We start from the raw sequence: 25067 nt of genomic DNA, 5'->3' as shown, positions 1-25067 counted from the left end.
GGTGCGTTAGAACGGCAGCAGCTTGAGGTTGCCCACCCGCTCCACCAGCCACACCCCGGCGAGCAGCGCGATGAGCACCGAGCCGCCCTGGAAAATGAGCCGGCGATAGACCCAATGCCGGCGCAGCGCAAACGCCACCGGCAGGAAGAGCGCGACGATCGCGAGCTGCCCCGCTTCGACACCGAGGTTGAACCCCACGAGGGCGAGCAGCAGCGCATCGGCCGGCAGGCCGAGGTCCTGCAGCACGCTCGCAAAGCCGAAGCCGTGGATCAGCCCGAAGCAGAAGGCCACCAGCCAGCGCCGGCCCTCGACCACCGGCCGCAGGTTGTTGAGCGCCGCCAGCACCACCGAGGCCGCAATCGCCGACTCGACCCAGCGCGAGGGCAGCGAAATCCAGCCGAGCGTGGCGAGCGAGAGCGTGATCGAGTGCGCCACGGTGAAGGCGGTGACGATCTTGGCCACGTCCCAGAAGGCGCTGCGGAAGCTCTTCGCCGGCTCCCAGCGTGGCTTGCGCCACAGCAGCACCGCGGGCAGCAGCAGCGAGACGAGAAAGAGGATGTGGTCGAAGCCGATCCAGATGTGCCACACGCCTTCGCGCGCGTAGTCGACGAACTGCGACCAGCGGGTGATCTTCGCGAGCTCGAAGCTCTGCTGCGGCGCCTCGGGGCCGAACACGGCGCTGCGCGCGCCGGCCGCGGTGTGCAGGTTGAGCAGGCCGCGGTGCTGCGGGTCGAGGTCGGCGAAGAGGCGGTAGTCGATCGTCAGCGTGGTGGGTGTTGCCACCGGGCAGCGGATGGCGAGCTGCAGCACGCTGTAGGCGCCGTCGGTGTGGGTGTCCACGAGCTGGTCCGGTACCTCGAGCTGGCAGGCCTGCCCATCGGCCTGCAGCTTGAGGCGGGCCAGCGCGTAGGCGGCGATCTCGGGGTGCCGGGCGCGCGTCTCGCCCCAGGTGATGCGGCCGTCGCCATTGCCGTCGAGGCCGATCGCGAAATCGAGGTCGCGCAGGGCGATGTCCCATTGGCCGCTGATGCCGCTGGGCTCCGTGCGGATCATGAGGTAGCTGTCGGACGGCTTGTGCGCGTGCACGAGGCCGGCAGCGGCCAGCAGGAGCAGCGCGCTGCACCAGCGCAGGAGGCGCCTCATCGCATGTCCTTCAGTCGTGTGGCGAGCGATTGCAGCGCGGTGCTTTCGACGTGCGAATGGGCCATCCACTGCAACACCGGCTCGGCGGCAGCGGGCTCGCGGGCGGCAATGGCGGCCTCGAGCAGGGCGCGCGCATCGGCCGGCTCGCGCTGCACGGTGTAGTTGCGGCGGGCGAGTTCGAGCGCGCGTTTCGCGTCGCCGAGTACGGCCAGCACGAAGCGCGACTCTTCCTTCTCGTGCGTGGCGTCGCCGCGCAGCCGGGCCGCGTCGAAGCGGGCCGCCAGGTCGCCTTGCCACGCCTTGCGCGAGGGATGGTTCAGCACCTTGGCGGCCAGCACCAGGCGCAGCAGCAGCAGGTCGGAACGGCCCTTGCCGTCGAGCAGGGTCAGCACTTCGGTGGGGCGCTGGCGGTCAAGCAGGAAATCGGCGTACGCGGCCAGCAGGTAGCCGTCGGTGAGCCCGAGCGCCAGCCCACGGCGATAGGCCGCTTCGGCTTCGGCGTAGCGCCCGCGGCGCTCCTCGGTTTCGGCCAGGCGGGTCAGCACCCACAGCTGCTCGTCGGCGGGTGCCGCGGGGTGCGCGGCGAGGGCCTCCTGCAGGGCGCGCGCGGCGGCGTCGGCGTGGCCGCTCACCGAATCGACGCTGGCCTTGCACGCCACGCCGATCAGCGGGGTGACCAAGGCCGCGACACGCTCGCACGCCGTTCGTGCCGCGGGGTAGTCGGCCCGCACGAGATGGATGGCGGCCTGCCAGCCCCAGGCCTCGGCGAGCGTGGGGTCTTGCGCCGCGGCGGCCGAGAGGTCGGCCAAGGCGCCGTCGAAGTCGTGGTTGAACTGCCGCAGCACCGCACGCATCACGCGCACGGCCGGCGGTGGCGCGGGCTCCTTCCACCACGGCGCGAGCGCGGCCTGCGCGTAGCCGATGTAGCGCGGGTCGCCTTCGGCGGCCACTTCCTCGTAGTAGCGGCGGGCCAGTCGCACGGCCAGCTCGGCATCGGTCGGGTTGCGCGAGAGGCTGGTGCGCAACTCCCGCATCTCGCGCGCGCGGGGGTCGGTGGCGCGGGTGCTCAGGGTTTCCAGCAGGGTGTCGTCGGAGGCCGGCCGGTAGGGCGCTGCAAATGCAACCCCTGCGGAGGCACCCACGAGAGGCGCCAGGAGCCAGAGAGCATGGCGGGCGGTGTCGATCAGTCGCATGGGGGCCACAGAAGGGAGCGCGGATGGTAGCAACCGCATCACGATTGGTCGCAGAATGCGCGCCGGCCCTGTCAACGAAACCGGGCACCTGCCGTTGTGGCAGGTGTCAGCTTCATCCGGTTCATTGGCGTGGGGCTGATTCCGACACGGCGAGCCCTGTTCGCAGAGGTCCGTTGCGGAATGGCGAGCCAGTGTTCGTTTCAACCACCCAAGGAAATACCTATGAGCAAGCTTCTCTCTTCCCTGATCGTCGCCGCTTTCGCCCTGACCGCCGTGGGCGCCCAGGCCGCTTCCCACGCTGGTGCTGCCCCGATGAAGGCCAGCGAAGCCAAGCCCGCTGCCAGCGGCGCCAAGAAGGCCGAGAAGAAGGCTGAAAAGAAGGCCGAGAAGAAGGAAGAAGCCAAGAAGTAATCGCTTCGGCTTCAAGCAAAAGGGCAGGTGCGTGGCACCTGCCCTTTTTTCTTGTCTAACGAAGAATCGGTGGGGCCTTCTCAGGCCTCCCAGCGCCACAGGGCGCGCAGCATGACGCCGATCGGCTGCGGCTTGGCCTGCACGGGTGCCGGCGCCGCCGGCTGCACCGGAGTGCCGCGGTGGACGAACCAGCCCGCAAGGCGCGCGAGCACCCAGGCCATTGCCACGAAGAGGCCCATGCCGGCCACGGCGAACGTCACCAGCAGCGCGCCGTGCACCCAGTTCTCGCCGAGCGCGCAGAAGAGCACCGCCGCCAGCACCGCGATGCCCGCTGCGCGCCGGCTGCCGCGGGCCTCGAGCATGCCGCCGAGCGCCAGTGCGTAGCAGGCGACGAACGTCCATGCGCAGACCATCTGCAAGAGGCTCAGCTTGTTCAGCGAGGCGGCGATGTCATCCATGGCGAAAGCATAGACATCTCAGGCGTGTAACGGATGTCAGAAAAAGCCGTGTTGTGCCCTCTTCCACCGAGATGAGGGAGTGCACATGGGTGCTCTTGTGACAGCCGCGTGAACGCGTGTCCGCCGACCGTGCAAAACATCTCGTTCGGCTGGACGCAACGCCCGGCTTTGGTGCCGGTGCTAGATTGCCGCCCGACTTCACAACCACCACGGGAGACACCCATGAGCACCGAGACTTCCACCGCCGCGCGTGCCACGCTGGGGGCCATCGGCATCGGCGTGCGTGACCTGCAGCGCTCGGCCGATTTCTACCAGCGCGTGCTCGGCATGAAGCAACTGCAGACCTTCAAGCTGCCCTACATGGACGAGATCGTGCTGGGCCTCGAAGGCGGCCGTGGCTCGGCGATCGTGCTCATGCACTGGACCGACGGCTCCGAGCGCCACTACGGCAGCAACGGCATCAAGCTCGTCTTCTACGTACCCGACCCACAGGCCACCGCGCAGCGCTTTCGCGACGACGGCCTGGAGGTGGTGCGTGAGCCTGCGCCCGTGCCGGGCCTGGGCAATGCGGTGGTCGGGTTCGCGAAAGACCCCGACGGCCACCTGATCGAGCTGCTGCAGGCGACCGGCCGCCCCGCCTGAGCTCGCCCATGCCGCGCACCCCGGCTGCACCTGCGGCGCCGAAGCCGCGCCTCACGGCGCAGGAACGGCGCACGCAGATCCTGGACAGCGCCACCGGCCTGATCCTCGGCCGCGGGCTTGCGCATTGTTCGCTCGACGAAGTGGCGGTGGCAGCCGGCATCAGCAAGGCGCTCATCTACCGCCACTTCTCGAGCCGCGACGAGTTGCTCAAGGCGCTGCTCGAGCGTGAGTTCAGCGTGCTGCGCGGTCGTGGCCTCGCGGCCTTCGCGCCCGATGCGCCGTTCGAGCGCGTGGTGCGCGTGTCGACACGCCAGTCCTTCGAGTACCTGCACGAGCGCGGCGCCATCCTGCGCGAACTCTTCAGCGACCGTTCGGCCATCGAGCTGCTGCAGGAGCGCGACCGCAACGAGCGCATGGAGAGCACGAAGTTCTTTGTCGAGAAATCGATCCGCACCTACGACGTGCCGCCCGAGGTGGCGCAGGTGATCGCCATCATCACCATCAACGCGCCGGCCGCGGCGGCGCGCGGCTTGCGACGCTTCGGCTTTGCGCCCGACTTGAGCGCAGATGTCTGGTCGGAGTTCGTGCTCGGTGGCTGGGCCGCGGTGGCGCGCCGCTTCGGCAAGGGCAAACCCGCGCCGTTGTCCTCAAGCGACAACAAGTCTTCGCGCATGCCCCGGAAGAACCCGAAGAAGGCCGCTGCAAAGACGGCGAAGAAGAGCCTCTCTCCCAGGGGCTGAAGCGGCGTCCGCCGGCTTGTTCTGCTTGATGCACTGCAGTGGAGGGATTCCCCTCGCTTGAGCACCAGGGTCGATTTGTAGACTATTTGTCTACTAAGGTGCCCGCCCAAGATGGCACCAAACGTCCGGGATCACAGGTTGGTGAAGCACCTGTCTTGCCCCGCAAGACAGGACGAACAAGGACTGGAGACAAACGTGATGAAGCGATCGGTGGTGGCCCTGGCCGCATGGGCGGCATGTTCGAGTGTGATGGCGCAGGTGCCTCCCACGCCGGGTTTGGTGGTGTACGGCGGGGTCGACGGCAACGTGACACGCGCCAGCGCCACCGGCAAGGAAGCCATCTGGCAGGTGCGAGACGGCGGCATGTACGTCACCAAGCTCGGCTTCACCGGCCGCGAAGACCTGGGTGGCGGCTACTTCGCAAGCTTCGTGATGGAGTCACAGGCCAGCAGTGACACGGGTCTGGGCTCCAACACCAACACGGGCAACACGCCGGCCACCAACAGCCCCGCCACTGGCACGCCCAGCAGCCTGAACTGGAACCGCAAGTCCACCGTGAGCCTGCATTCGCCGTTCGGCGAGGTGCGCTTCGGCCGCGACTACACCACGACCTTCGTGCCCACCACCTACATGGACCCGTTCTTCAGCGCCGGCGTGGCCAGCGCGGTGAACTTCCAGGTGTTCTACACGCAGTTCGTGGCACCGCCCCCGCTCGTGCGCGCGAGCAACATGGTTGGCTACTACATCCCCGCGACCTGGGTGCCGGGCCTTTACGCCTACGCGCAGGTCGCGGCCGGCGAAGGCACCGGCGCACGCTTCACCGGCGTGGGCTCCGGCTATCGCAGTGGCCCGCTGCTGGTGAGCGGTGCGTGGGGCCAGACGAAGGGGCCGCTGATCGGCAGCTCGACGACCGCGGGCGTCCCGGGGGCCGTGACCGCGGCATCGACCGCCGCAGACAACAACCTCACGGTGTGGTCGGTCGGTGTGTCCTACGCGTTCGGCGGCTTCAAGCCGATGTTCTTCTACCAGTCGCAGGTGATGGACCGTTTCGGCCTCGCCGGCAACCCGACCGAACTCGACCGCCAGGTCGACGACTGGCTGGTCGGCTTCTCGTGGGCCATCGGCGCCCACACCATCAAGGCGTCATACCAGGAGAAGAACGACAAGGGCATTGCCAACGTCGACCCCAAGCAGGTCGGCCTGGGCTATTCATATCACCTGTCCAAGCGCACCGCGGTGTATGCCAACGCGGTGCAGATCAAGAACAACAACGGTGGCTCGTACAGCTTCCTCGCAGGCTATTCGCCGGTGGCCAACGGCACCAGCCGTGCGATCCAGGCGGGCCTGAGCCACAGCTTCTGAAGGGTTTTCTAGGCGGTGCCGGGGTGAGAGTCCGGCTGCATGCTTGCAATGGGGCTTCGGCCCCATTTTTTTTCCAGGGTATGCCCCGATGAAGGTGGAGGGTCGTCGAGGCAAAGAATGAGTCTTCACCAGGAGTGACTCATCGCATGAACGCAGTTGTTTCTCCCGTCGACGCCGCCTTGCTGCAGCAAGCGTTGGCGGTGTCCATGACCCGCGGCATGTCGGTCGCCCTGTGGGCCAGGCTCTTGCCGAATGCACTCGCGATCGTGAGCGAGCACGGCTCGCGCAGCTTTGCCGAACTCAACGCCCGCTGCAACCAGCTCGTGCGTGCGCTGCGTGCGCGCGGCCTGCATGCGGGCGACGGCATTGCGCTTTTGTGCAGCAACCGCGTCGAATTCGCCGAGGTGTTCTGGGCCTCGCGCCGCGCGGGCCTGCGCATCACGCCGGTCAACTGGCATCTCACGGCCGACGAGGCCGCGTACATCGTCAACGACTCCGATGCGAAGGCCCTGTTCTTCGACGCGCGTTTCGCCGACATCGCACAGGAGTTGCGCGAGAAGACGCACTGCACACGCTTCGCGATGGGCGGCAGCGTGCCGGGCTACGACGACTACGAAGCCGCGTTGGCCGGCCAGGCCACCGACGACATCGCCGACCCTCAGCTTGGCACCTCGATGCTCTACACCTCGGGCACGACGGGCCGCCCCAAGGGCGTGAACCGCGGCGCCGTGGCCGGCAGCCCCACCAGCGAGGCCGCGGCCTACACGCCCGGTGAAAGCGTGCACCTGTGCACCGGGCCGCTGTACCACGCCGCGCCGCTCACGTTCTCGCTCGCCGTGCCCAACATGTTCGGTGCGGCCGTGGTGATGATGGACGGCTGGAACGCCGAGCGTGCGCTTGCGCTCATCGAGCAGCATCGCGTCACGCACACGCACATGGTGCCGACCATGTTCCACCGCCTGCTGGCGCTGCCCGAGGCCGTGCGCACACGGCACGACCTGGGCTCGATGCGCTACGTGCTGCACGGCGCCGCCCCATGCCCGGTCACGGTGAAGCGCCGCCTCATCGAATGGATCGGCCCCATCGTGCACGAGTACTACGCCGCCACCGAAGGCATGGGCTGCATGGTGGACTCGCACACCTGGCTCGCCAAACCCGGCACGGTGGGCCAGCCCGAGCCCGGGCACATCCGCATCTTGGGGGAAGACGGCCGCGAGATGCCCGCGGGCGAGGTGGGCACCGTGTACCTGCGTGCGCCCGACGAAGGCCGCTTCAGCTACTACAAGGACCCCGCCAAGACCGCCAAGGCCTACGAGGGCTCGCACTACACGCTGGGCGACATGGGCTATCTCGACGACGACGGCTTCCTCTTCCTCACCGACCGCAGCGCCCACCTCATCATCTCGGGCGGCGTGAACATCTACCCGGCCGAAGTCGAAGCCGTGCTGCTCACGCACCCGGCCGTGGCCGACGCCGGCGTGATCGGCGTGCCCAACGAAGAGTGGGGCGAAGAGGTGAAGGCAGTGGCGACGCTGCAGGCAGGTCACGCACCATCGCCCGCGCTCGCGCAGGCGCTCATCGAGCACTGCCGCAGCCAGTTGGCCCATTTCAAATGCCCGAAGAGCGTCGATTTCGTCGACGACCTGCCGCGCCTCGACAACGGCAAGCTCTACAAGCAGAAGCTGCGCGAGGCGTACCGCGCCAAGGCCTGAGCCGGCCTGCGGCGTTCCGTTTGCCAGCACCGATGTGGGGCGTCAAGGCCCCCGTTGGAAGGTAGCTGTGCCAACCTCGTCACGCTTTGCAGAGCTTTGCGCCTGAGCCGTGGCCCAGTCGCCACTGCCCGGCTCAAGGCCGCGGGTGGCCGACCCGATATCCCCGTTGAACTCCTACGCGCCCCGCGCCATGTTTCAACGCGTCCATGCCCACTGGCGGGCCCTGCCTGCCACCGCACGCCTCTACGTCACCGCCGCCAGCGTGGCCGGTGCGTTGCTGGCCGCATTGGGCGGTGGCACGTGGTGGATGCTCGAGCGGGCCTACGCCACCAGCGTGCAACTCGCCTACAGCGAGGTCGACGCCGCGTCGCAGCGCCTGAGCGACCGCGTGCAGCGCCTCTTCGACCAGCTCAACCAGACCGCGTCGCTCGTCAAGCACTACCAGGAGAGCGGCGGCGGCGCCGACCTGGTGGCGATGGAAAAGAACGGTCTGCTGGTGCCGGCCGGCCGCCTGTCGATGGCGCTGGCCGACCAGACCGGCCAGGTGCTCGGCATGACCGAAGCGCAAGGCGCGGTGCCGGCCGGGGCCAAGCATGTGGCCGACCGCCAGCACTTCCAGGGCTCGTGGACACGCACCGACCTCGCCATCGCCCAGCCGGTGTATTCCGACGTGCTCAAGCGCTGGCTGGTGCCGGGCGGCAAGCAACTGCAGCACCCCAACGGCAAGTTCGCCGGCGCGGTGCTGCTGGCCTTCGATGCCGCGTTGCTCACCGAAGGCTTCACCGTCAACGACAGCCCGGGCAACGCCGTGGGCGTGGTCGGGGCCGACGGCATCTTCCGATCGCGCCGCAGCGACGACCGCCAGAGTGCGGGTGACCAGGTCGACGGCGACCAGATCGTACGAGCCGTCGACCGCACCGACCGCAGCATGAAGCCCGCCGCCAGCGCCATCGACGGCATCGTGCGCTTCAGGTCCGTCACGCCGATCCCCGGCCATGACCTCTATGCAGTCGTCGCCGTGCCGGCGTCGACCTCGATGGCGGGCTACTACGCGCTGCGCACCAAGACACTCGCCACCGCCGCGTTCGGGGCGCTGCTGATCCTCTTCATGACCTGGGTGCTGTCGCGCCAGTCGCTGCGCCTGCGCCGCACCGTGATGCAGAAGGAGCAGGCCGAGCTGCGCGTGTACCACGAGAAGGAGATGCTCGAGGTCACGCTGCGCTCGATCGTCGACGGCGTGGCCACCACCAACCACCTCGGCCGCATCACCTACCTCAACCCCGCCGCCGAAGCGATGACGGGCTGGCCCGCCGCCCAAGCCATCGGCAAGCCGGTGTCGGAGGTGATCTGCCTCACCCACACCCACACCCGCGAGCGGCTCGGTCTCGGCCTCAACGAATTCGCCCGCCCCGGCGCCCAGCCGCGCCCCGCGCGCGACTCGGTGCTGGTGCAGCGCGATGGCGCACACCGCTCCATCGAAGACTCGGCCGCCCCCATCCTCAACCGCAACGGCATGGCCGTGGGCGCGGTGCTGGTGCTGCATGACGTGAGCCCGGCCAAGAAGCTCGCCGCCGAGATGTCGTACCAGGCGAGCCACGACCTGCTCACCGGCCTGCTCAACCGCGCCGCCTTCGAGGTGCGCCTCGACGCCGCCATCACCACGCAAGACCTCGACGAGACCGGCGTGGTCATGTTCCTCGACCTCGACCAGTTCAAGGTGGTGAACGACACCTGCGGCCACGTGGCCGGCGACCAGCTCCTGAAGCAGGTCACCGCGCTCCTGATGCAGGAGATCCGCAAGCAGGACACGCTCGCCCGCCTGGGCGGTGACGAGTTCGCAGTCCTCCTGGAAGCCTGCCCGATGGAGCCCGCACTGCGCGTGGCCGAGGCCATGCGCCGGCGCATCAGCGAGCTGCAGTTCTCATGGGAGGGCCGCTCCTTCCAGCTCACGGTGAGCGTGGGCGTGGTGCCCTTCAAGGCGCACCAGTACACCCGCTCCGACCTGCTGCGCGTGGCCGACTCGTCGTGCTACGTGGCCAAGGAAGCCGGCCGCAACCGCGTGCACGTGTATGACGAAGCCGACACCGCGGTCGCCACCCGCAACGACGAACTCGACTGGTACTCGCGCCTGCAGAAGGCGTTGACCGAAGACCGCTTCGTGCTCTACGCGCAGCGCATCGCCTCCATCCAGGAAGGCGCCGGTGGCCACGAAAGCGTGGAGGTGCTGATCCGCCTGCGCGACGACGAAGGCAAGATCGTCGCCCCCATCGCCTTCATTCCCGCCGCCGAACGCTACGGCCTGATGCCACAGATCGACCGCTGGGTCATTTCGAAGGCGCTGGCCATGCACGCCGGCTTCGCACGCCACTCCACGCTGCCGGCGCGCTTCTCGATCAACCTTTCGGGTGCCTCGATGGCCGACCCCACGCTCGTCGACTTCGTGCGCGAGCAGCTGGCCATCCACCGCGTCTCGCCCGAGCTGATCTGCTTCGAGATCACCGAGACCGCGGCCGTCGCCAGCTTCGACGTGGCGGTGCAGATGATCAACCGCCTGCGCGAGCTGGGCTGCCGCTTCGCGCTCGACGACTTCGGTGCCGGCATGTCCTCGTTCACCTACCTCAAGCGACTGCCGGTCGACTACGTGAAGATCGACGGTGCCTTCGTGAAGGACATGGCCAAGGACGCCGTCGACTTCGCGATGGTCGAGGCCATTCACAACGTCGCCCACCGCATGGGCCTGCGCACCGTGGCCGAGTTCGTGCAGAACGACGTCACCATCGAGATGCTGCGCGGCCTGGGCGTCGACTACGTGCAGGGTTACGGCGTCGAGAAGCCGCGCCCGCTCGATGACGCCACGCGCAGCGAGCCGCCGCCGTCGTTCGTCAAGCCGATGGCGCTGCCCAAGCTGATGGCCGCGTGATCAGGGCCGCCTGATCGGCTGGCGCGCCTCGAGCGCGGCCTGCACCGCAGCGTGCACCGCGGCGGTGGCCACCGGCTTCACCAGGTGCGCCACGAAGCCCGCCTCGCTCGACTGCTTCATGTCGCCCTGCGTGCCGTAGCCGCTGAGTGCGATCACCGGCAGCCGGCCGTGCAGCTGGCGCCCGATCTCGATGCCACTGCCATCGGGCAGGCCGAGGTCGGTCACCACCACGTCGAAGCCGTCCTGGGCGTTGGCGAGCGTCATTGCTTCGTCGCAGCTGTACGCGTGCGTCACGCGGTAGCCCAGGTCGTGCAGCGAGAGGCCGAGCGCATCGGCCGCGTCGCGGTTGTCTTCCACCAGCAGCACGTGCACCGAGTCTGGCGGCCGCGCCGCACCGTCGTGGGCCAGCGGCGTTTCGGCCTGCGCGCTGCTGGCCTGCGTGGTGGGCAGCCGCAGCGTGAACACCGCCCCCTTGTCGCGCCCGTCGCTGTGCGCGCTCAGGCTGCCGTGGTGGCGCGCCACCAGCCCGTGCGCGATCGCCAGGCCGAGGCCCAGGCCGCCGAAGCGGCGCGACACGTCGGCATCGGCCTGCTCGAACGCGAGGAAGATGCGCGGCAGCGCATCGGTGTGGATGCCGATGCCGGTGTCGGTGCAGCTCACCTCCAGCTCGCGTCCGACGAGCCGCGAGCGCACTTCCACCCGCCCGCCGCTCGGGGTGAACTTCACCGCGTTGCGCACGATGTTCCACAGCACCTGCTGGATGCGCGCCTCGTCGCCTTGCACCACGCTCTCGGGCGCGTCGAGGTGTAGGTCGAGCGCGAGGCCGCTGCGCTGCACGTCGCCTTCGAGCATCTCGGCCACCGCGTGGATGAGCTTGTGCACGTCAACCGGCTGCAGGCGCAGGTTGACCTTGCCGGCGCCGATGGCGGTGAGGTCGAGCAGGTCGTCGATCAGGCGTGCTTCGAGGGCCACGTTGCGCCGGATCATGGGCAGGAGGTGCGCGAGCTTGTCGGGCACGGTCGCGTTGCGCTCCAGCAGCTGCGCCGCCGCGGCAATCGGCGCAAGCGGCGTGCGCAGCTCGTGCGACAGCACCGCGAGGAAACGGTCTTTTGCGCGGTTGGCGCGCTCGGCTTCTTCCTTCGCCTCGCGCAGCGCCTGCGCATCGCGCCACGCGGCGGTGGCGTCGTGCACGAGCATCGAGAAGCCGGTGTGGTCGCCCTGGGTGTTGTAGAGCGCGGTGACCACGCCTTCGCCGCGCATGCGGCTGCCGTCGGCACGCACCAGCCAGCGGTCGTTCTGCGCATGGCCGAGGGCGAAGGCGGTTTCCAGCTCGCGGCGCCACACGCCGTGCTCGCGGTCTTCGGGGGTGTAGACGAGGTCGATCGAGCGGCCGAGCGTGTCTTCGCGGCGGTGGCCGAAGATGGCCTGCGCGGCGAGGTTCCACGAGCGCACGATGCCCGCGCCGTCGAGCAGGATCACCGCGTAGTTGCGCAGCGAGTCCACCACGCGGGCGTAGAGCGCGTCGGCGTCACGCAGCTGCGCCTCCACCGCTTCGCGCGCCTCGCGCAGGCGCACTTCCTCGAGCGCGCGGTCGATCGCCATCGGCAGGCGCGACAGGCGGTTCTTGATCACGTAGTCGGTCGCGCCGCGCTTGAGCATGTCGACCGCGTTGTCTTCGCCGATCACGCCCGAGACGAAGATGAACGGGATGTGTGGATCCCGCTGCCGCACGAGGTCGAGCGCCTCGCCGCCCGAATAGCGCGGCAGCTGGTAGTCGGAGAGGATCACGTCGTAGCGGTAGCGGTCGAGCGAGGCCAGGAAGTTGGGCTCGTCATCGACCCAGGTCACGCGCACGTGCGGGTAGGCGCGCTTGAGCCACTCCTGCAGGATCTCGGCATCGAAGGCCGAGTCTTCCAGCAGCAGCACGCTCAGGCGGCGGTCCTGCGCGTCACTCATTCCGGCGGCCCACCTTCAGCGAGCCCGGCGGCGGTTCGTTCAGCACCGCCCAGAACACGCCCAGGTCGGCGATGGCGGAGACGAACTGCTTGAACTCCACCGGCTTCACCACATACGCGTTCACGCCCAGCTCGTAGCTGCGCAGCACGTCGGACTCTTCGTGCGACGAGGTCAGCATCACCACTGGCACGCTGCGCAGGCCCTCAGTGGCGCGCACGCTCTTGAGCACTTCCAGGCCGTTCACCTTGGGCAGCTTCAGGTCGAGCAGGATCACCGCGGGGTTGCCTTCCGAGCGCTCGCGGTGGCTGCCTTCGCGGTTGAGGTAGTCGAGGGCCTCGGCGCCGTCGCGCACCACGATGACTTCGTTGGCCAGCTGGCTGCGTTCGAGTGCCACCAGGGTCAGTTCGAGGTCGCGGGGGTCGTCTTCGACGAGGAGGATGGGTTTGAGCATGTGGTTCAACGGGCAGTGGAAACGGCGAGCAGCGCCTCGCGGCGCGGCAGCAGCAGGGTGAAGGTGGCGCCGCGGTCGGGTGCGGCTTTGGCGTCGACCGTGCCACCGTGTCGCTCGACGATGCGGCGCACGCTGGCCAGGCCGATGCCGGTGCCTTCGAATTCCTCGACCTGGTGCAGCCGCTGGAAGACGCCGAAGAGCTTGTTCATGTACTTCATGTCGAAGCCCACGCCGTTGTCGATGACCGCGAGGCCGTCGCCGTCGGGCGTGCTCACGGCGCGCAGGGTGATCTCGGGCGTCTCGCGCGTGCGGCTGTACTTGACGGCATTGCCGATGAGGTTGCGCACGGCCACCTGCATCAGCAGTGCGTCGCCCCAGAGCGTGGCGAAGGGACCTTCGACGTGCCAGCGGATGCGCCCCGGCTGCGGCGTGTCGAACTCGCGCACGAGGTCGCCGACCAGCGCGGCGAGGTTGATGTCGACACGGCGCAGCGCCGAGCGGCCCATGCGCGAGAACTCGAGCAGCGCGTCGACCAGCTCGCCCGCGTAGGCCGCCGCGTCCTTCACGTGCGAGAGGTAGCGCTTGGAGCGGTCGCCGAGTTGTTCGCCGTCGAGCACCAGGTCGACGTAGCCGGCGATGTGGCGCATGGGCGCGCGCAGGTCGTGCGACACGGTGTACGAAAAGGCTTCGAGCTCCTTGTTGACGCGCCCGAGCTCGCTGGCCACTTCGGCCAGCTCTTCCGCGCGGCGCAGCACGATGCCGATCAGCGCCTGCCGCAACTCGAGCGCCGCGCCCAGCTCACCGGGCGTCCAGTCGAGCGAGCGACCCCGCAGCTCTTCGCGCCAGGTGGCGAAGCTGCGGCGCGGGTGCAGGCGGCCATCGCCCTTGGAGTCGACGTTCTTGCGCGGGTCGCCGGCCCAGTGGATCTCCTGCACCACTTCGGGCCGGAACCAGAGGATGTACTGCCGGTGCACCTGCGAGATCGAGAGCGCGAGCAGGCCCGAGGCGATGCGGGTGTGGTCCACCATCGGCGGGCACAGGGCAGGCAGCCGCGCGGTGTGGAAGGCGTCGGTCGTTCGCGGGGCGAGCCATTCGACGAGCTGCTGCAGGCTGGCGTCGTCGGGCACGTCGCCCACCGTCCAGCACTCGTCGTTGAGCACCACCGCGGCACCGCTCGCGCGGGCGATGCGCAGCAGCAGGCTGGGGTGGTCGACCAGGCGCTGCAAGGTGGCATCGCTGTCGGCCAGGTGCGCCACCAGGGCGAGCGTGAGCTGGCGCAGCTCGGCCTCCTGTGAGATGCGCGCGTTGTCTTCCTTGGCTTCGATCTGCAGCGAGAGCAGTTGCCCCAGGTGCTCGCAGGCGATGCGGGTGGCGTAGTCGAGCTGGCGAGGCGCGTGGTCGTGGACCGAGATCAGGCCCCACAGCTCACCGCGCACGATGATCGAGACCGAACTCGACGCCAGCGTGCCCATGTTGCGCATGTATTCCAGGTGCACCGGCGAGACGCTGCGCAGTTGCAGCAGCGACATGTCGAGTGGCTTGTCGGCCCACTCGGGCGAGACCACCTGCACCGGCACCGGCGTGTAGTTCGCGTCGGCGATCAGGCGGAAGCGGTTGACCTTGTAGAGCTCGCGTGCCTGCGGCGGGATGTCGGAGCCGGGGAAGTGGTGGCCGATGTAGGAGTCGTAGCCGGCGTCGATCTCCTCGGACAGCACGGCGCCGTGGCCGTCGGCATCGAACGAGTAGATGAGGCAGCGGCCGAAACCGGTGAGCTGCTTCATCGCCGCTGCGGCCAGCTGGCACAGCGCCTCGACCGTCTGCGCCTCCTGCATGCGCGGCAGCAGCTGACGCGTGAGCATGTAGATGGGCGCCCGCGCGCCCGGCTCGTCGGCCTGCGCTTCGAGTTCGACGTGGAGCAGGCCGTCGCGCAGATGGGCGCTCGCATGCAGCGTGCGTCCGCCCACGCTCATGTGGCCGAGCGACGACGAGCCGTCGTTGCGCGCGAGGTCGGCCACCTCGAAGTCGAGGTGGGCGAAGACCTCTTCGATGCGCCGGTTGAGGTCGGGCGATGGCCCCAGCAGCCCGCTCCAGTTTTCGCTGAAGGCGACGAGGGCGCGCGTGAGGGCGTCGAGCGAGACCATCCACCCGTGCGGCTGGATCGCCCCGGGCACGCGGATCGGCTCGCGCGCGCACTGTGCGAGGTCGAGCGAGCTGAGTGGCTCGCTCATGCGGGCACCTCTTCGAACAGCTCGCACAGGGCGGCGAAGGTGCGTTGTGCGCTGTGGCAGGCGCTGCGGGCTGCGGCCGCGTCGTCGCCCAGCTCGCGGGCGATGACCTCGCGGAAGTCGCGCCACATCGCGGCGGTGGCAGGCCCGTGGCCGTGGAAGTAGCTGGCCCCGGTGGATGGCGTGAGGCCCAGGTGCTGGCGCAGCAGGGGCGTGATGACCTGGCCGCCAAGGGCGGAGCCTTCGATGACGTACATGGAGCCGAGCGCACCGGCCACGTCGGCCATCGGGATGCTGCGCACCGCACGCTCGGCGGCGTGGGCCAGATGCGGGGTGTGCGGCGCGCCGAGCTGGCGCAGGTCGTCGGCGGCGAAGCCACTGCGCTTGCGCTTGGCCGACCAGTCGCGCAGGTGGGCGGGCAGGGCGGCGGCGACACGTGGCTCCCAGCGCCAGAGGAATTCATGAAATCCCGCCATGACGCCTGCATAACGGGCTGCGCTCATGGGGTGCGTGAGCCGCAGCACCGACTCGATGCGCGTGTGCTCGGTGCGGGTCTTCTCGCGCAACTCCTTCAACAGCCCTGCTTCAATGCCCAATGCGGCAGCTCCCAATCGAGACGAATGTGTGCCAATTCTGGAGGAGTGGGCAAAGTCCCTGTGCTGCAGTCCAGCTTGCAAAAATTACCGGTCGGTAGGTGCTTTCCCACAGCGGAATCGGGTGTTGCGGACTGGTGCGGGCGTGGGCGCGCCTCGTAGCCTTGCGCGCATGGCAACCGCATCGCGATCACTGTGGAAAGGCGCCATCAGCTTCGGGCTGGTGCACATCCCCGTGAGCCTGCATTCGGCGTCCACCGAAAGCGGGGTCGACTTCGACTGGCTCGACAAACGCAGCATGGACCCGGTCGGCTACAAGCGCATCAACAAGCGCACCGGCCGTGAAATCACCAAGGAAAACATCGTCAAGGGCATCGAGTACGAGAACGAGAAGTACGTGCTGCTCAGCGACGAGGAGATCGAGGCGGTGTACCCGCGCTCCACCCAGGCGATCGAGATCGAGGCTTTCGTCTCGATGAACGAGATCCCGTTCGTCTACCTCGACCGGCCCTACTACCTCGCCCCCGTGGCCAAGGGCCAGAAGGTCTATGCGCTGCTGCGCGAGGCCCTGCTCAAGAGCGAGCGGGTGGGCCTCGCGCGCGTGGTGATCCACACCAAGCAGCACCTGGCCGCGCTCGTGCCGGCCGGGCCGGCGCTGGTGCTGAACCTCTTGCGCTGGAGCGACGAGATCCGCACCTGGGAGGACCTGGCCCTGCCGAAGGAGGGTGTGAAGGCCAACGGCATCACCGAGCGCGAGCTCGAGATGGCGGGCCAGCTGATCGACGACATGACGGTCGGGTTCGACCCGACGCAATTTGCCGACCGTTTCAAGGAGCAGGTGATGGCCTTGGTGGAGCGCAAGGTCGAGTCCGGAGAGACCGAGACGGTGCTCGAGCCGGAGGAACAGCCGCTTCCCAAGGGCGCCGACGTGGTCGACCTCACGGCGCTCCTGCAGCAAAGCCTGAAGGATCGCGGCGAGCCCAAGCACAAGGCCGCCTCCAGAAAGAAGAAGGCCGCCTGAGGACAGACCATGGGCACCGGCAGTCTCGCCACCTACCAGCGCAAGCGCAACTTCGGCGCCACGCCGGAACCGGCGGGCGAGGTGATGGCGTCGGGTGACGAGCTGAGCTTCGTGATCCAGAAGCACGCGGCGCGGCGGCTGCACTACGACTTCCGCCTCGAGCTCGAAGGCACGCTCAAGAGCTGGGCCGTGCCCAAGGGCCCGAGCCTCGACCCGCATGACAAGCGCATGGCGGTGCAGGTGGAAGACCACCCGCTGTCGTATGGCGGCTTCGAGGGCACGATCCCCGAAGGCCACTACGGCGCGGGCTCGGTGATCGTGTGGGACCGCGGCACCTGGGTGCCGCTCGGCGACCCGCACAAGGGCTACCGCGAGGGCAAGCTCAAGTTCGAGCTCAGGGGCGAGAAGCTGCACGGCGGCTTCACGCTCGTGCGCATGAAGTCGCGGGAGAACGAACGCCAGGTGCCGTGGCTGCTCATCAAGGAGCATGACGACGAGGCGCGGGCGGCGAGCGAGTTCGACGTGATCGAGGCGCTGCCCGACAGCGTGCTGGCCGGCACGAAGAAGCGCTCGGTGGCGGCGAAGGCGCCGGCCAAGTCGCCTGCCAAGGCCCGGGGTGCGAAGCGCAAGGCCAAGGCCGAGTTGCCGCTGTCGCTCACGCCGCAGCTGGCCACGCTGGTCGACGACATCCCGCCCGGCGACGACTGGCTCTACGAGATCAAGTTCGACGGCTACCGCATCGTCACGCGCATCGAGGGCGACGACGTGCGCTGCTTCACCCGCAACGGGCACGACTGGTCGCACCGCTTGCCCACGCTCGTGAAGGCGATCCGTGCGCTCGGCATCGGCTGGGGCTGGCTCGACGGCGAGATCGTCGTCGCGGGCCCCAAGGGCACGCCCGACTTTCAGCTGCTGCAGAACGCCTTCGATTCGCAGCGCACGCAGGACATCCAGTACTACGTGTTCGACCTGCCGTTTCACGATGGCGAGGACCTGCGCGAGCGGCCCTTGAGCGAGCGGCGCGAGCGCCTGCAATCGCTTCTTGCGGGGCACGCCGCCGGCACGGTGCAGTTCAGCGCGTCGTTCGACGCCGATCCCCGCGAGTTGCTCGCCTCGGCCCGCGATGCCGGACTCGAAGGCCTGATCGGCAAGCGTGCGTCGGCCACCTACCACTCGCGCCGCTCGACCGACTGGGTCAAGCTCAAACTCGGCCAGCGGCAGGAGTTCGTCATTGGCGGCTTCACCGATCCGAAGGGCTCACGCATGGGGATCGGCGCGCTGCTGCTCGGCGTGCACGATGCCGAGGGCAAGCTCCGCTATGCCGGGAACGTGGGCACCGGTTTCGACGACAAGACGCTGGTCGCGCTGCGCAAGCAGCTCGATGCGATCGAGGTGACGACGAGCCCCTACACCGACGGGCCCACGCGCGTGGGCACCGTCAAGCTCGTGAAGCCGCATTGGGTGAAGCCCAAGCTCATCGCTGAGGTCGCGTTTGCCGAGTGGACCAAGAGCGGCCACGTGCGCCAAGCGGTGTTCCATGGTCTGCGCAGCGACAAGCCGCCCGAGCGCATCACCCAGGAAGTCGCCAAGCACATGGAGAAAGCACCCGCGAGCAAGGCGCTGCCGAAGGACTTTCGCGTCACGCACCCCGAGCGGGTGGTCGACAAGAGCAGCGGCGTCACCAAGGGCCAGCTCATCGAGTTCTACGCCTCGGTGGCCGAGCTGATGCTGCCGCACCTGAAGCAGCGGCCGGTGTCGCTGCTGCGCGCACCCGACGGTGTGGAGGGGCAGTTCTTCTTCCAGAAGCACGCCGAGAAGAAGGGCTTCCCGAACATCGAGATCCTCGACCGGGCGCTGTATCCGTCGCACGACCCGCTGCTGGCCATCGGCACGCCGCTCGCGCTGCTGTCGGCCGCGCAGATGAACGTGATCGAGTTCCACACCTGGAACGCGACCACCCGCGCGATGGACCGGCCCGACCGCATGGTGTTCGACCTCGACCCCGGCGAGGGCGTGGGCTGGCCGCAGGTCCAGGAAGCCGCGCAGCTCATGCACGCACTGCTGCAGGAGATCGGCCTCGTCGGCTTCCTGAAGACAAGCGGCGGCAAGGGCCTGCACGTGGTGGTGCCGCTCGCACCCAAGTACGATTGGGACACGGTCAAAGACTTTTCGCAGGCCATCGTGGCGCACATGGCCTCGGTGATCCCGGATCGCTTCGTCGCCAAGAGCGGGCCGAAGAACCGCGTCGGGCGCATCTTCATCGACTACCTGCGCAACGGGCTCGGGGCGACGACGGTGTGTGCGTGGTCGGTGCGGGCGCGGCCAGGGCTCGGCGTCTCGGTGCCGGTGACGTGGGACGAACTGGCGGGCCTCACGAGCGGCGCGCACTGGACGGTGCAGAACGTGGCCGAGCGCCTGGCCACCGGCAACACGCCGTGGGACGGCTACGCGAAGGCCAAGCAGAGCCTCGTGAAGCCGATGAAGGCAATGGGCTTCGATCCGAAGGCGGCACGATGAGGCCCGCACGATGAGAGCGGTGGCCAACCCCTTCGAGCCCGAGGCGCCCGCAGGGCTGCTCTACGTCAGCGACACCATGCCGGGCATTCGCCGCCTGCGCGAGGGCGATGGCTTTCGTTACCGCGACCCGAAGGGCCGGCTGCTGCGCAACGCGAAGGAACTGCAGCGCATCCGCCAGCTGGCCATCCCGCCGGCCTACGAAGAGGTGTGGATCTGCCCCTTGCCGCAAGGCCACCTGCAAGCGACGGGGCGCGATGCGCGCGGCCGCAAGCAGTACCGCTACCACCCCGACTGGCGCGAGGCGCGTGACGCGCACAAGTTCGAGCGCATGCGCGAGTTCGGGCAGGCCTTGCCGCGCATCCGCGCCAAGGTGAAGCGCGACCTCGCAGCGCCGGTGGGCAGCCGCGTGTCGGTGCTTGCGGCCCTCGTGCGCCTGCTCGACACCACGCTCGTGCGCATCGGCAACGACGAATACGCCCGCGAGAACGGCTCCTTCGGCCTCACCACCCTGCGCAACCGGCACGCGGCCGTGAAGGGCGCGCGGCTGCATCTGCGCTTTCGCGGCAAGAGCGGCGTGTGGCACGAGCTCACGCTCGAAGACCCGCAGGTGGCGCGCATCGTGCGCGCCTGCCAGGCGATGCCGGGGCAGGAGCTCTTTCAGTACGAAGACGACAACGGCGAGACGCGCTGCGTGGGCTCGGCCGACGTCAACGAGTACATCAAGGCCTTGAGCGGCGCCGACTTCACCGCCAAGGACTTCCGCACCTGGCACGCCAGCGTGCATGCGCTGGCGCGGCTGTGCGCCTTGCCGGTCACCGGGCCGGTGAGCCGCAAGCGGGCGAACGAGGTCTTGCGCGAAGTGGCCGGGCTCCTGGGCAACACGCTCGCGGTGTGCCGCAAGTCGTATGTGCACCCGGGGGTGATGGCGGTCGCGACGCAGCGTGGCGTCGAGGCCTTGGGGGGCGGGGCGTTGAAACGCTGCCGGGGCCTGACGGTGGCCGAGTGCCGGCTGCTGGCCTTCCTGTCAGCGCAACCGGGGCTCTTGGAAGAGCCCCGGTAGGCCAATCAGGCGGCGGCCGTCGTGGTGGACGACGAGGAGGAGGGCGACAGCTTTGCGCGTGCCGCTTCTTCGGCCTCCTTGCAGGACGGGGCGCACACGTGTTGCGCCTTGCCCAGCAAGCGGCGGGTCTTCAGGGTGTTGCGGGGGCGATGCTTGCCGCACAGGAAGCACGACATGGTCCCGGCCTGGAAGTCACCCGCACTCGCGAACGGCGAGCCGCCTTCCTTGACCTTGTAACGCAGCCCATCGGCCTGGATCTTGGTTTTGACGACGTCTTTTGCCAAAGTAACTTCCTCAATTGGTTGAAAACGCAAACCCTGTATTGTCCTGCGATCTCGGACGATGCGCACGCCTAGGGTGAAACAAAGCATCCGCGCAGCGCCGAGAAGACTGGATTGTCCAAGCTTGACGTCCGGTATGCAAACACCAACTCACCGGGAAGGTGAGGCCACGGAGTGGCGATTACCCTTAGACCAAGGGCGGACGCATGGTTCCGCACCGCGGTTTCCGGGGCGACGGTGAGGAGGTCGCCTTCGGCCGCCAGGCGCAGGTTGGTGGCGAACGAGTCCGAGGTGATGCTGACCTGGGGCCGGGGCAACCCGGCGCGTGAGAACCATTCGTCGAGCATCGCCACCGCCTGAGACCCGACCGGCGGCAGCACCCAGCGGTGTTGCGCCAGTTGGGGCACCGTGGGCTGTGTGCAGGACAGCGGGTGCTTCTCGGCGGCAGCCACCACCATCCGCTCGGTGCCCACACCTTCCACCACCACGCCCGGCGGCGGCCGCTCACCCGGGCCGAGCACGGGGCGGCTGGAGGCGATGGCATCGAGCTCGCCGTCGCCCAGCGCTGCCCATAGCCGGGGCACGCTCGTCTGCGTCAACACCACATGCGCCTCTGGCAGGGCCCGCCGCAGCTGCGCCAGGGCCTGCGGGACGATGTCGAGCGCCGCCATGGGGGACGTGCCCAGGCGCAGGCGCGGCCGCTGCGGCGCCAGGGCCGCTTCGATGGCGGCGCCGACTTCGCGACGTGCCACCCTCAGCCGGGCCAGAGCCGCCTCGCCCGCGGGCGTGAGTGACACCCCGCGCCGGCCCCGGTCGACCAGCGCCACCCCGAAGGCCTGCTCCAGGCCCTGCAAGGCCTGCGTCACCGCCGGCTGCGTGACGTGCAGCGCCTCGGCCACCTTGCGCAGGCTGCCCTGCTGGGCGATGTGCTCAAGCAGCAGCAGGTCGCGCAGGCGCAACTGCTCCACACGGGCGGTCATCGGATAGCTGGGATTGGCCATAAGCACACCCTATCGGTTGATAAAAAAGTCTGTCTTTGACTTATACCAAAGGCCGCGTAGTCTTTCACACCAATAACTATTTCACGGAGACAAGCGGTGGTGACTCGACGTCATTTCCTGCTGGCGGGCGGTGCCGGGCTCATGCCCTGGGGCATGCTGGCCGGTGCGGCCGAGCAGTTGTCCCTTGCAAAGATCCTGCTCGGTGCGCCCGCCGGAGGGTCGGGCGACCTGATGGCCCGCCGCCTTGCCGACAAGCTGACGGGCGGCTACGCCAGCAAGGTGATCGTCGAGAACCGGCCCGGCGCGGGCGGCCAGTTGGCCATCACCGCGCTGAGGGACGCACCCGACGACGGCAGCACGCTGTTGCTCACGCCTTCGTCGCTGCTCTCCATCTACCCGTACACCTACGCCAAGCTGCCCTACAAGCCGCAGGACGACCTGGCGCCGGTGTCGCTCGCGGCCTATTCCAACCACGCGCTGGGCATCGGGCCGGCGGTACCGCTGAGCGTGAAGACCTTGAAGGACTTCCTGGCCTGGGCCAAGGCCAACCCCGACCAGGCCAGCTACGGCTCGCCCGCGTCGGGCTCGATCCCGCACCTGATCGTGGTGGTGCTGGCCAAGCTCACCAACGCGCCCTTGCGCCACATCCCGTATCGCGGCTCGACGCAAGGCCTGCAAGACCTGCGCGGCGGCACGCTGGCCGCCATGTCGTCGCCGGTGGGCGCGTTCCTGCCGCACCTCGCCTCGGGGCAGGTTCGCCTGCTCGCCGTCTCGGGTGACCAGCGCAGCCCGTTCGTGAAAGACGTGCCGACCTACCGCCAGCTCGGCCATCCGATCACCGCACGCGAGTGGTATGGCTTCTTCGTGCCGGCCCGCACGCGGGCGGCCATGGTCTCCCGCGCGGCCGCCTATCTGCGCATGGCGCTGTCGGCCCCCGAAGTGGCCGAGGGCATTCGCCAGTTCGGCCTGGAGGCCGTGCATTCCACGCCGCAGCAGCTGGCCGAGATGCTGAAGGCCGACAGCCAGGAGTGGCGCTCTCTCATCAAAACCGTGGGCTTCACCGCGGAGTCCTGATCCATGTCGTCGCGCTGCCCCGTCCATTCGGATTTCGACCCGCTCGTGCGAGAGACCTTCGACAGCGCCCACGCGCAGTACGCCGAGCTGCGCGCGCGCTGCCCAGTCGCGCACAGCGATGCCTACGGCGGCTTCTGGGCACTCACGAAGTACGACGACGTGGCGCGTGCCTTGTCCGAGCCCGGCACCTTCGTCACCTCGAAGCAGAACGTCGTGCCCAAGGTCGCCTTCACCGGCCGCCGCCCGCCTTTGCACCTCGACCCGCCGGAGCACACGCCCTATCGCGCCGTGCTCAATCCGCTGCTCACCCCCGAGCGCGTGGCGAAGCTGGAACCCATGGTGCGCCGCTACGCCGTCGAGCTGCTCGACCCGATGATCACGAGTGGCGAAGCCGACATCTGCGAAGCCTTCGGCAGCCACCTGCCGGTGCGCGTGTTCGGCCATTGGATGAACCTGCCACCACATCTGGAGCAGGCGCTGTCGCAGGCCGGGCCGGCGTTCATCCGGGCGGTCCAGTCGGCGCAGGAGGAGGTCATGCGCGAGACCAGCCTCGCGCTCTACGACATGGCCCGAGCGCTCATCGACTTGCGCAAGCAGTCGCGGCTCGACCCCGCGTTCGACCCGACGAGCGCCCTGCTGGCCGCGCGCCACGACGGCGAGCCGCTGCCCGACGACATGGTCGTGGGCATGGTGCGCCAGGTGCTCGTGGTGGGCATCGTGGCGCCGATGGTGATGGTGGGGGCGATGGCGGTGCACCTGTCGCGGCACCCTGAGTTGCAGCAGCAGTTGCGCAGCGATCTCTCGCTCGTCCCGGCGGCGGTGGAGGAGTTCCTGCGGCTCTACACGCCTTACCGCGGCTTCGCCCGCACGGCCACCGAAGACGTCGAGTTCCGCGGGCGTGTGATCGCGAAAGACGAACCCATCGCGCTGCTCTACGCGAGTGCCAACCGTGACGAAGACGTCTTCCCCGACCCGGCCAGTTTCCAGCTGCACCGCGCCAACATCCGCGAGCACCTCGCCTTCGGCCGCGGCCCGCACTACTGCGCGGGGGCGTCGCTCGCGCGTGTGGAACTGCAGGTGGCCCTCGAAGAGCTGCTCTCGCGCACACGCCACTTCGAGCTGGCCGGCGACATCGTGATGACGCCCTTTCCCGAGATCGGCCCGTGGCGCGTGCCGTTGCGCTTCACGCCGGCCTGATTCATTCCAAGAAAAGAACGAGGAGACCCATGAAGACAACCATCGTCGCGCTGGCATCGTTGGCCGCGCTGGCCACCGCGCAGGCGCAAGACGCCTCCAGCGTCGTGCTCTATGGCTCGATCGACGTCGGCGTGACGTGGGTCGACAACATCCAGGGGAACGACCGCTGGTTCGTCGGCTCGGGCAGCAAGCTGTCGAACCGGCTCGGCTTCCGCGGCCGCGAAAGCCTGGGCAACGACCTCGCCGCCGTGTTCACCATCGAGCACGGCTTCAACGCCGACGACGGCACGATCGGGCAGGGCGGGCGCATGTGGGGCCGCCAGAGCTTCGTGGGCCTCGCGAGCAAGACGGTGGGCACGCTCACGCTCGGCCGGCAGTACGACTTCCTCTACGCCGGCTCGCCGATGCCGCTCGACATGGGTGCCTTCCTGATCGGTGGGCTCGCGGGTGCGAGTGCCGGTGCGGGCACCTCGGTCGACAACCACCTCGGCGGCGTGCGCTACGACAACACCATCAAGTGGCAGCACAGCCTCGGCCCCGTGACGGCCGGTGCGATGTGGGGCCTGGGCAGCGAGAACAAGACCGACAAGATGGCCTCGGCCGCGCTGGTCTACCGCGACCGCAGCCTGTGGGTGGGTGCGGCCTACCTGCGCGACAACTTCAGCCCCGCCGCCTCGGGCAACAAGATCGCCAGCGCCAGCGTCAACTGGGACGCGACCGCAGAGGCCAAGCTGGTGCTGAACTGGACGCAGTCGAAAGCCTACGTCGGCGCCGACACCCGCTCGCGCAACGACATGCTGCAAGGCGGCGTGCTCTACAAGCTCACGCAACCGCTGTCGCTGGGCGTGATGGCCGGTCACTCGAAGACGAAGAACGTGGCCAACGTGGACGGCAAGCTGCAGCAACTCGGCGCCGGCTTTGCCTACAACTTCAGCCGCCGCACCGAGTTCTACGGCATCGCCTCGCACGTGAAGAGCGAAGGCAGCACCGGCACCGCGTACAGCAGTACCCCGGGCATCGGTGCGCCCGCGGCGTCGTTCCGCTCGAACGACAACACCCAGCTCGTGCTGAAAACCGGCATCCGGCACAGCTTCTAGAAAACCTACAGCC

The 25067-nt window shown here is 68.6% G+C and carries 21 protein-coding genes; 12 read left to right on the top strand and 9 right to left on the bottom strand.

The genetic code is table 11. The annotated features are described in order from the left end of the window. Window positions 1–6: 6 nt before the first annotated feature. Both RXV79_RS22505 and RXV79_RS22500 read right to left on the bottom strand, forming a co-directional pair. Window positions 7–1143 carry a HupE/UreJ family protein gene (locus tag RXV79_RS22505; RefSeq protein WP_316700328.1) on the bottom strand — a complete coding sequence of 379 codons (1137 nt, stop codon included), beginning with the start codon at window positions 1141–1143 and terminating at the stop codon, window positions 7–9. After that, the gene (locus tag RXV79_RS22500) at window positions 1140–2336 is read right to left on the bottom strand and encodes a hypothetical protein (protein ID WP_316700327.1); all 1197 of its coding nucleotides are present in this window, start codon (window positions 2334–2336) and stop codon (window positions 1140–1142) included. Before RXV79_RS22500 ends, RXV79_RS22505 begins: the two co-directional genes overlap by 4 nt. A 222-nt stretch (window positions 2337–2558) precedes the next feature. Between RXV79_RS22500 and RXV79_RS22495 the strand changes: the two genes are divergently transcribed. Next, the gene (locus tag RXV79_RS22495; protein WP_316700326.1) at window positions 2559–2747 is read left to right on the top strand and encodes a hypothetical protein; all 189 of its coding nucleotides are present in this window, start codon (window positions 2559–2561) and stop codon (window positions 2745–2747) included. Window positions 2748–2827: 80 nt separating this feature from the next. On the opposite strand, the gene RXV79_RS22490 is transcribed toward RXV79_RS22495, so the two are convergent. Next, complete coding sequence (locus tag RXV79_RS22490; protein WP_316700325.1) at window positions 2828–3205, bottom strand: hypothetical protein; 378 nt, start codon at window positions 3203–3205, stop codon at window positions 2828–2830. Window positions 3206–3427: 222 nt separating this feature from the next. On the opposite strand from RXV79_RS22490, the gene RXV79_RS22485 reads away from it, so the two are divergent. The 5 genes from RXV79_RS22485 to RXV79_RS22465 all read left to right on the top strand — a co-directional run bounded on the left by RXV79_RS22485 (window position 3428) and on the right by RXV79_RS22465 (window position 10581). Next, window positions 3428–3847, top strand: a complete 420-nt coding sequence (locus RXV79_RS22485) for a VOC family protein (RefSeq protein ID WP_316700324.1) — start codon at window positions 3428–3430, stop codon at window positions 3845–3847. Between the two features lie 8 nt (window positions 3848–3855). Beyond that, window positions 3856–4587 carry a TetR/AcrR family transcriptional regulator gene (locus RXV79_RS22480; protein ID WP_316700323.1) on the top strand — a complete coding sequence of 244 codons (732 nt, stop codon included), beginning with the start codon at window positions 3856–3858 and terminating at the stop codon, window positions 4585–4587. A gap of 198 nt (window positions 4588–4785) precedes the next feature. Further along, window positions 4786–5949 carry a porin gene (locus RXV79_RS22475; RefSeq protein ID WP_316704188.1) on the top strand — a complete coding sequence of 388 codons (1164 nt, stop codon included), beginning with the start codon at window positions 4786–4788 and terminating at the stop codon, window positions 5947–5949. Window positions 5950–6095: 146 nt separating this feature from the next. Further along, window positions 6096–7661: an AMP-binding protein gene (locus tag RXV79_RS22470; RefSeq protein WP_316700322.1), complete on the top strand. Its 1566-nt coding sequence runs from the start codon at window positions 6096–6098 to the stop codon at window positions 7659–7661. 190 nt (window positions 7662–7851) lie between these two features. Then, a complete protein-coding gene (locus RXV79_RS22465) occupies window positions 7852–10581 on the top strand; it encodes an EAL domain-containing protein (RefSeq protein ID WP_316700321.1) in 2730 nt (909 codons plus the stop codon). On the opposite strand, the gene RXV79_RS22460 is transcribed toward RXV79_RS22465, so the two are convergent. The 4 genes from RXV79_RS22460 to RXV79_RS22445 are packed head-to-tail and all read right to left on the bottom strand — an operon-like array spanning window position 10582 to window position 15809. Continuing rightward, window positions 10582–12537: a hybrid sensor histidine kinase/response regulator gene (locus RXV79_RS22460; protein ID WP_316700320.1), complete on the bottom strand. Its 1956-nt coding sequence runs from the start codon at window positions 12535–12537 to the stop codon at window positions 10582–10584. It abuts the gene before it with no gap. Further along, window positions 12530–12988, bottom strand: coding sequence for a response regulator (locus RXV79_RS22455; protein WP_316700319.1), 459 nt, complete (start codon window positions 12986–12988; stop codon window positions 12530–12532). The genes RXV79_RS22460 and RXV79_RS22455 overlap by 8 nt, the downstream gene beginning before the upstream one ends. A gap of 5 nt (window positions 12989–12993) precedes the next feature. Then, a complete protein-coding gene (locus tag RXV79_RS22450; RefSeq protein ID WP_316700318.1) occupies window positions 12994–15216 on the bottom strand; it encodes an ATP-binding protein in 2223 nt (740 codons plus the stop codon). Further along, window positions 15213–15809 carry a biliverdin-producing heme oxygenase gene (locus RXV79_RS22445; protein WP_316700317.1) on the bottom strand — a complete coding sequence of 199 codons (597 nt, stop codon included), beginning with the start codon at window positions 15807–15809 and terminating at the stop codon, window positions 15213–15215. Before RXV79_RS22445 ends, RXV79_RS22450 begins: the two co-directional genes overlap by 4 nt. Before the next feature lie 169 nt (window positions 15810–15978). Between RXV79_RS22445 and RXV79_RS22440 the strand changes: the two genes are divergently transcribed. The 3 genes from RXV79_RS22440 to RXV79_RS22430 are packed head-to-tail and all read left to right on the top strand — an operon-like array spanning window position 15979 to window position 20404. Continuing rightward, window positions 15979–16827 carry a non-homologous end joining protein Ku gene (locus tag RXV79_RS22440; protein WP_316700316.1) on the top strand — a complete coding sequence of 283 codons (849 nt, stop codon included), beginning with the start codon at window positions 15979–15981 and terminating at the stop codon, window positions 16825–16827. A gap of 9 nt (window positions 16828–16836) precedes the next feature. After that, a complete protein-coding gene (gene ligD / locus RXV79_RS22435) occupies window positions 16837–19344 on the top strand; it encodes a DNA ligase D (RefSeq protein ID WP_316700315.1) in 2508 nt (835 codons plus the stop codon). 10 nt (window positions 19345–19354) lie between these two features. Next, window positions 19355–20404 carry a DNA topoisomerase IB gene (locus RXV79_RS22430; RefSeq protein ID WP_316700314.1) on the top strand — a complete coding sequence of 350 codons (1050 nt, stop codon included), beginning with the start codon at window positions 19355–19357 and terminating at the stop codon, window positions 20402–20404. 5 nt (window positions 20405–20409) lie between these two features. Here the strand turns inward: RXV79_RS22430 and RXV79_RS22425 are convergent, their stop codons facing one another. Next, window positions 20410–20754, bottom strand: a complete 345-nt coding sequence (locus RXV79_RS22425) for a hypothetical protein (protein ID WP_316700313.1) — start codon at window positions 20752–20754, stop codon at window positions 20410–20412. Between the two features lie 2 nt (window positions 20755–20756). Continuing rightward, window positions 20757–21686 carry a LysR family transcriptional regulator gene (locus RXV79_RS22420; RefSeq protein WP_316700312.1) on the bottom strand — a complete coding sequence of 310 codons (930 nt, stop codon included), beginning with the start codon at window positions 21684–21686 and terminating at the stop codon, window positions 20757–20759. A gap of 96 nt (window positions 21687–21782) precedes the next feature. Between RXV79_RS22420 and RXV79_RS22415 the strand changes: the two genes are divergently transcribed. Genes RXV79_RS22415 through RXV79_RS22405 form a run of 3 tightly spaced genes read left to right on the top strand, consistent with a single transcriptional unit; the run spans window position 21783 to window position 25054 of the window. Then, complete coding sequence (locus tag RXV79_RS22415; protein WP_316700311.1) at window positions 21783–22760, top strand: tripartite tricarboxylate transporter substrate-binding protein; 978 nt, start codon at window positions 21783–21785, stop codon at window positions 22758–22760. 3 nt (window positions 22761–22763) lie between these two features. Further along, complete coding sequence (locus RXV79_RS22410; protein WP_316700310.1) at window positions 22764–23957, top strand: cytochrome P450; 1194 nt, start codon at window positions 22764–22766, stop codon at window positions 23955–23957. A gap of 29 nt (window positions 23958–23986) precedes the next feature. After that, window positions 23987–25054: a porin gene (locus RXV79_RS22405; RefSeq protein WP_316700309.1), complete on the top strand. Its 1068-nt coding sequence runs from the start codon at window positions 23987–23989 to the stop codon at window positions 25052–25054. Window positions 25055–25067 lie beyond the last annotated feature (13 nt).

Origin of the sequence: Piscinibacter gummiphilus (assembly GCF_032681285.1) — a bacterium.
GTDB lineage: Bacteria > Pseudomonadota > Gammaproteobacteria > Burkholderiales > Burkholderiaceae_C > Rhizobacter > Rhizobacter gummiphilus_A.
Note: the sequence above shows the minus strand (reverse complement) of the source record. Positions and strands in the feature narration are given on the sequence as shown.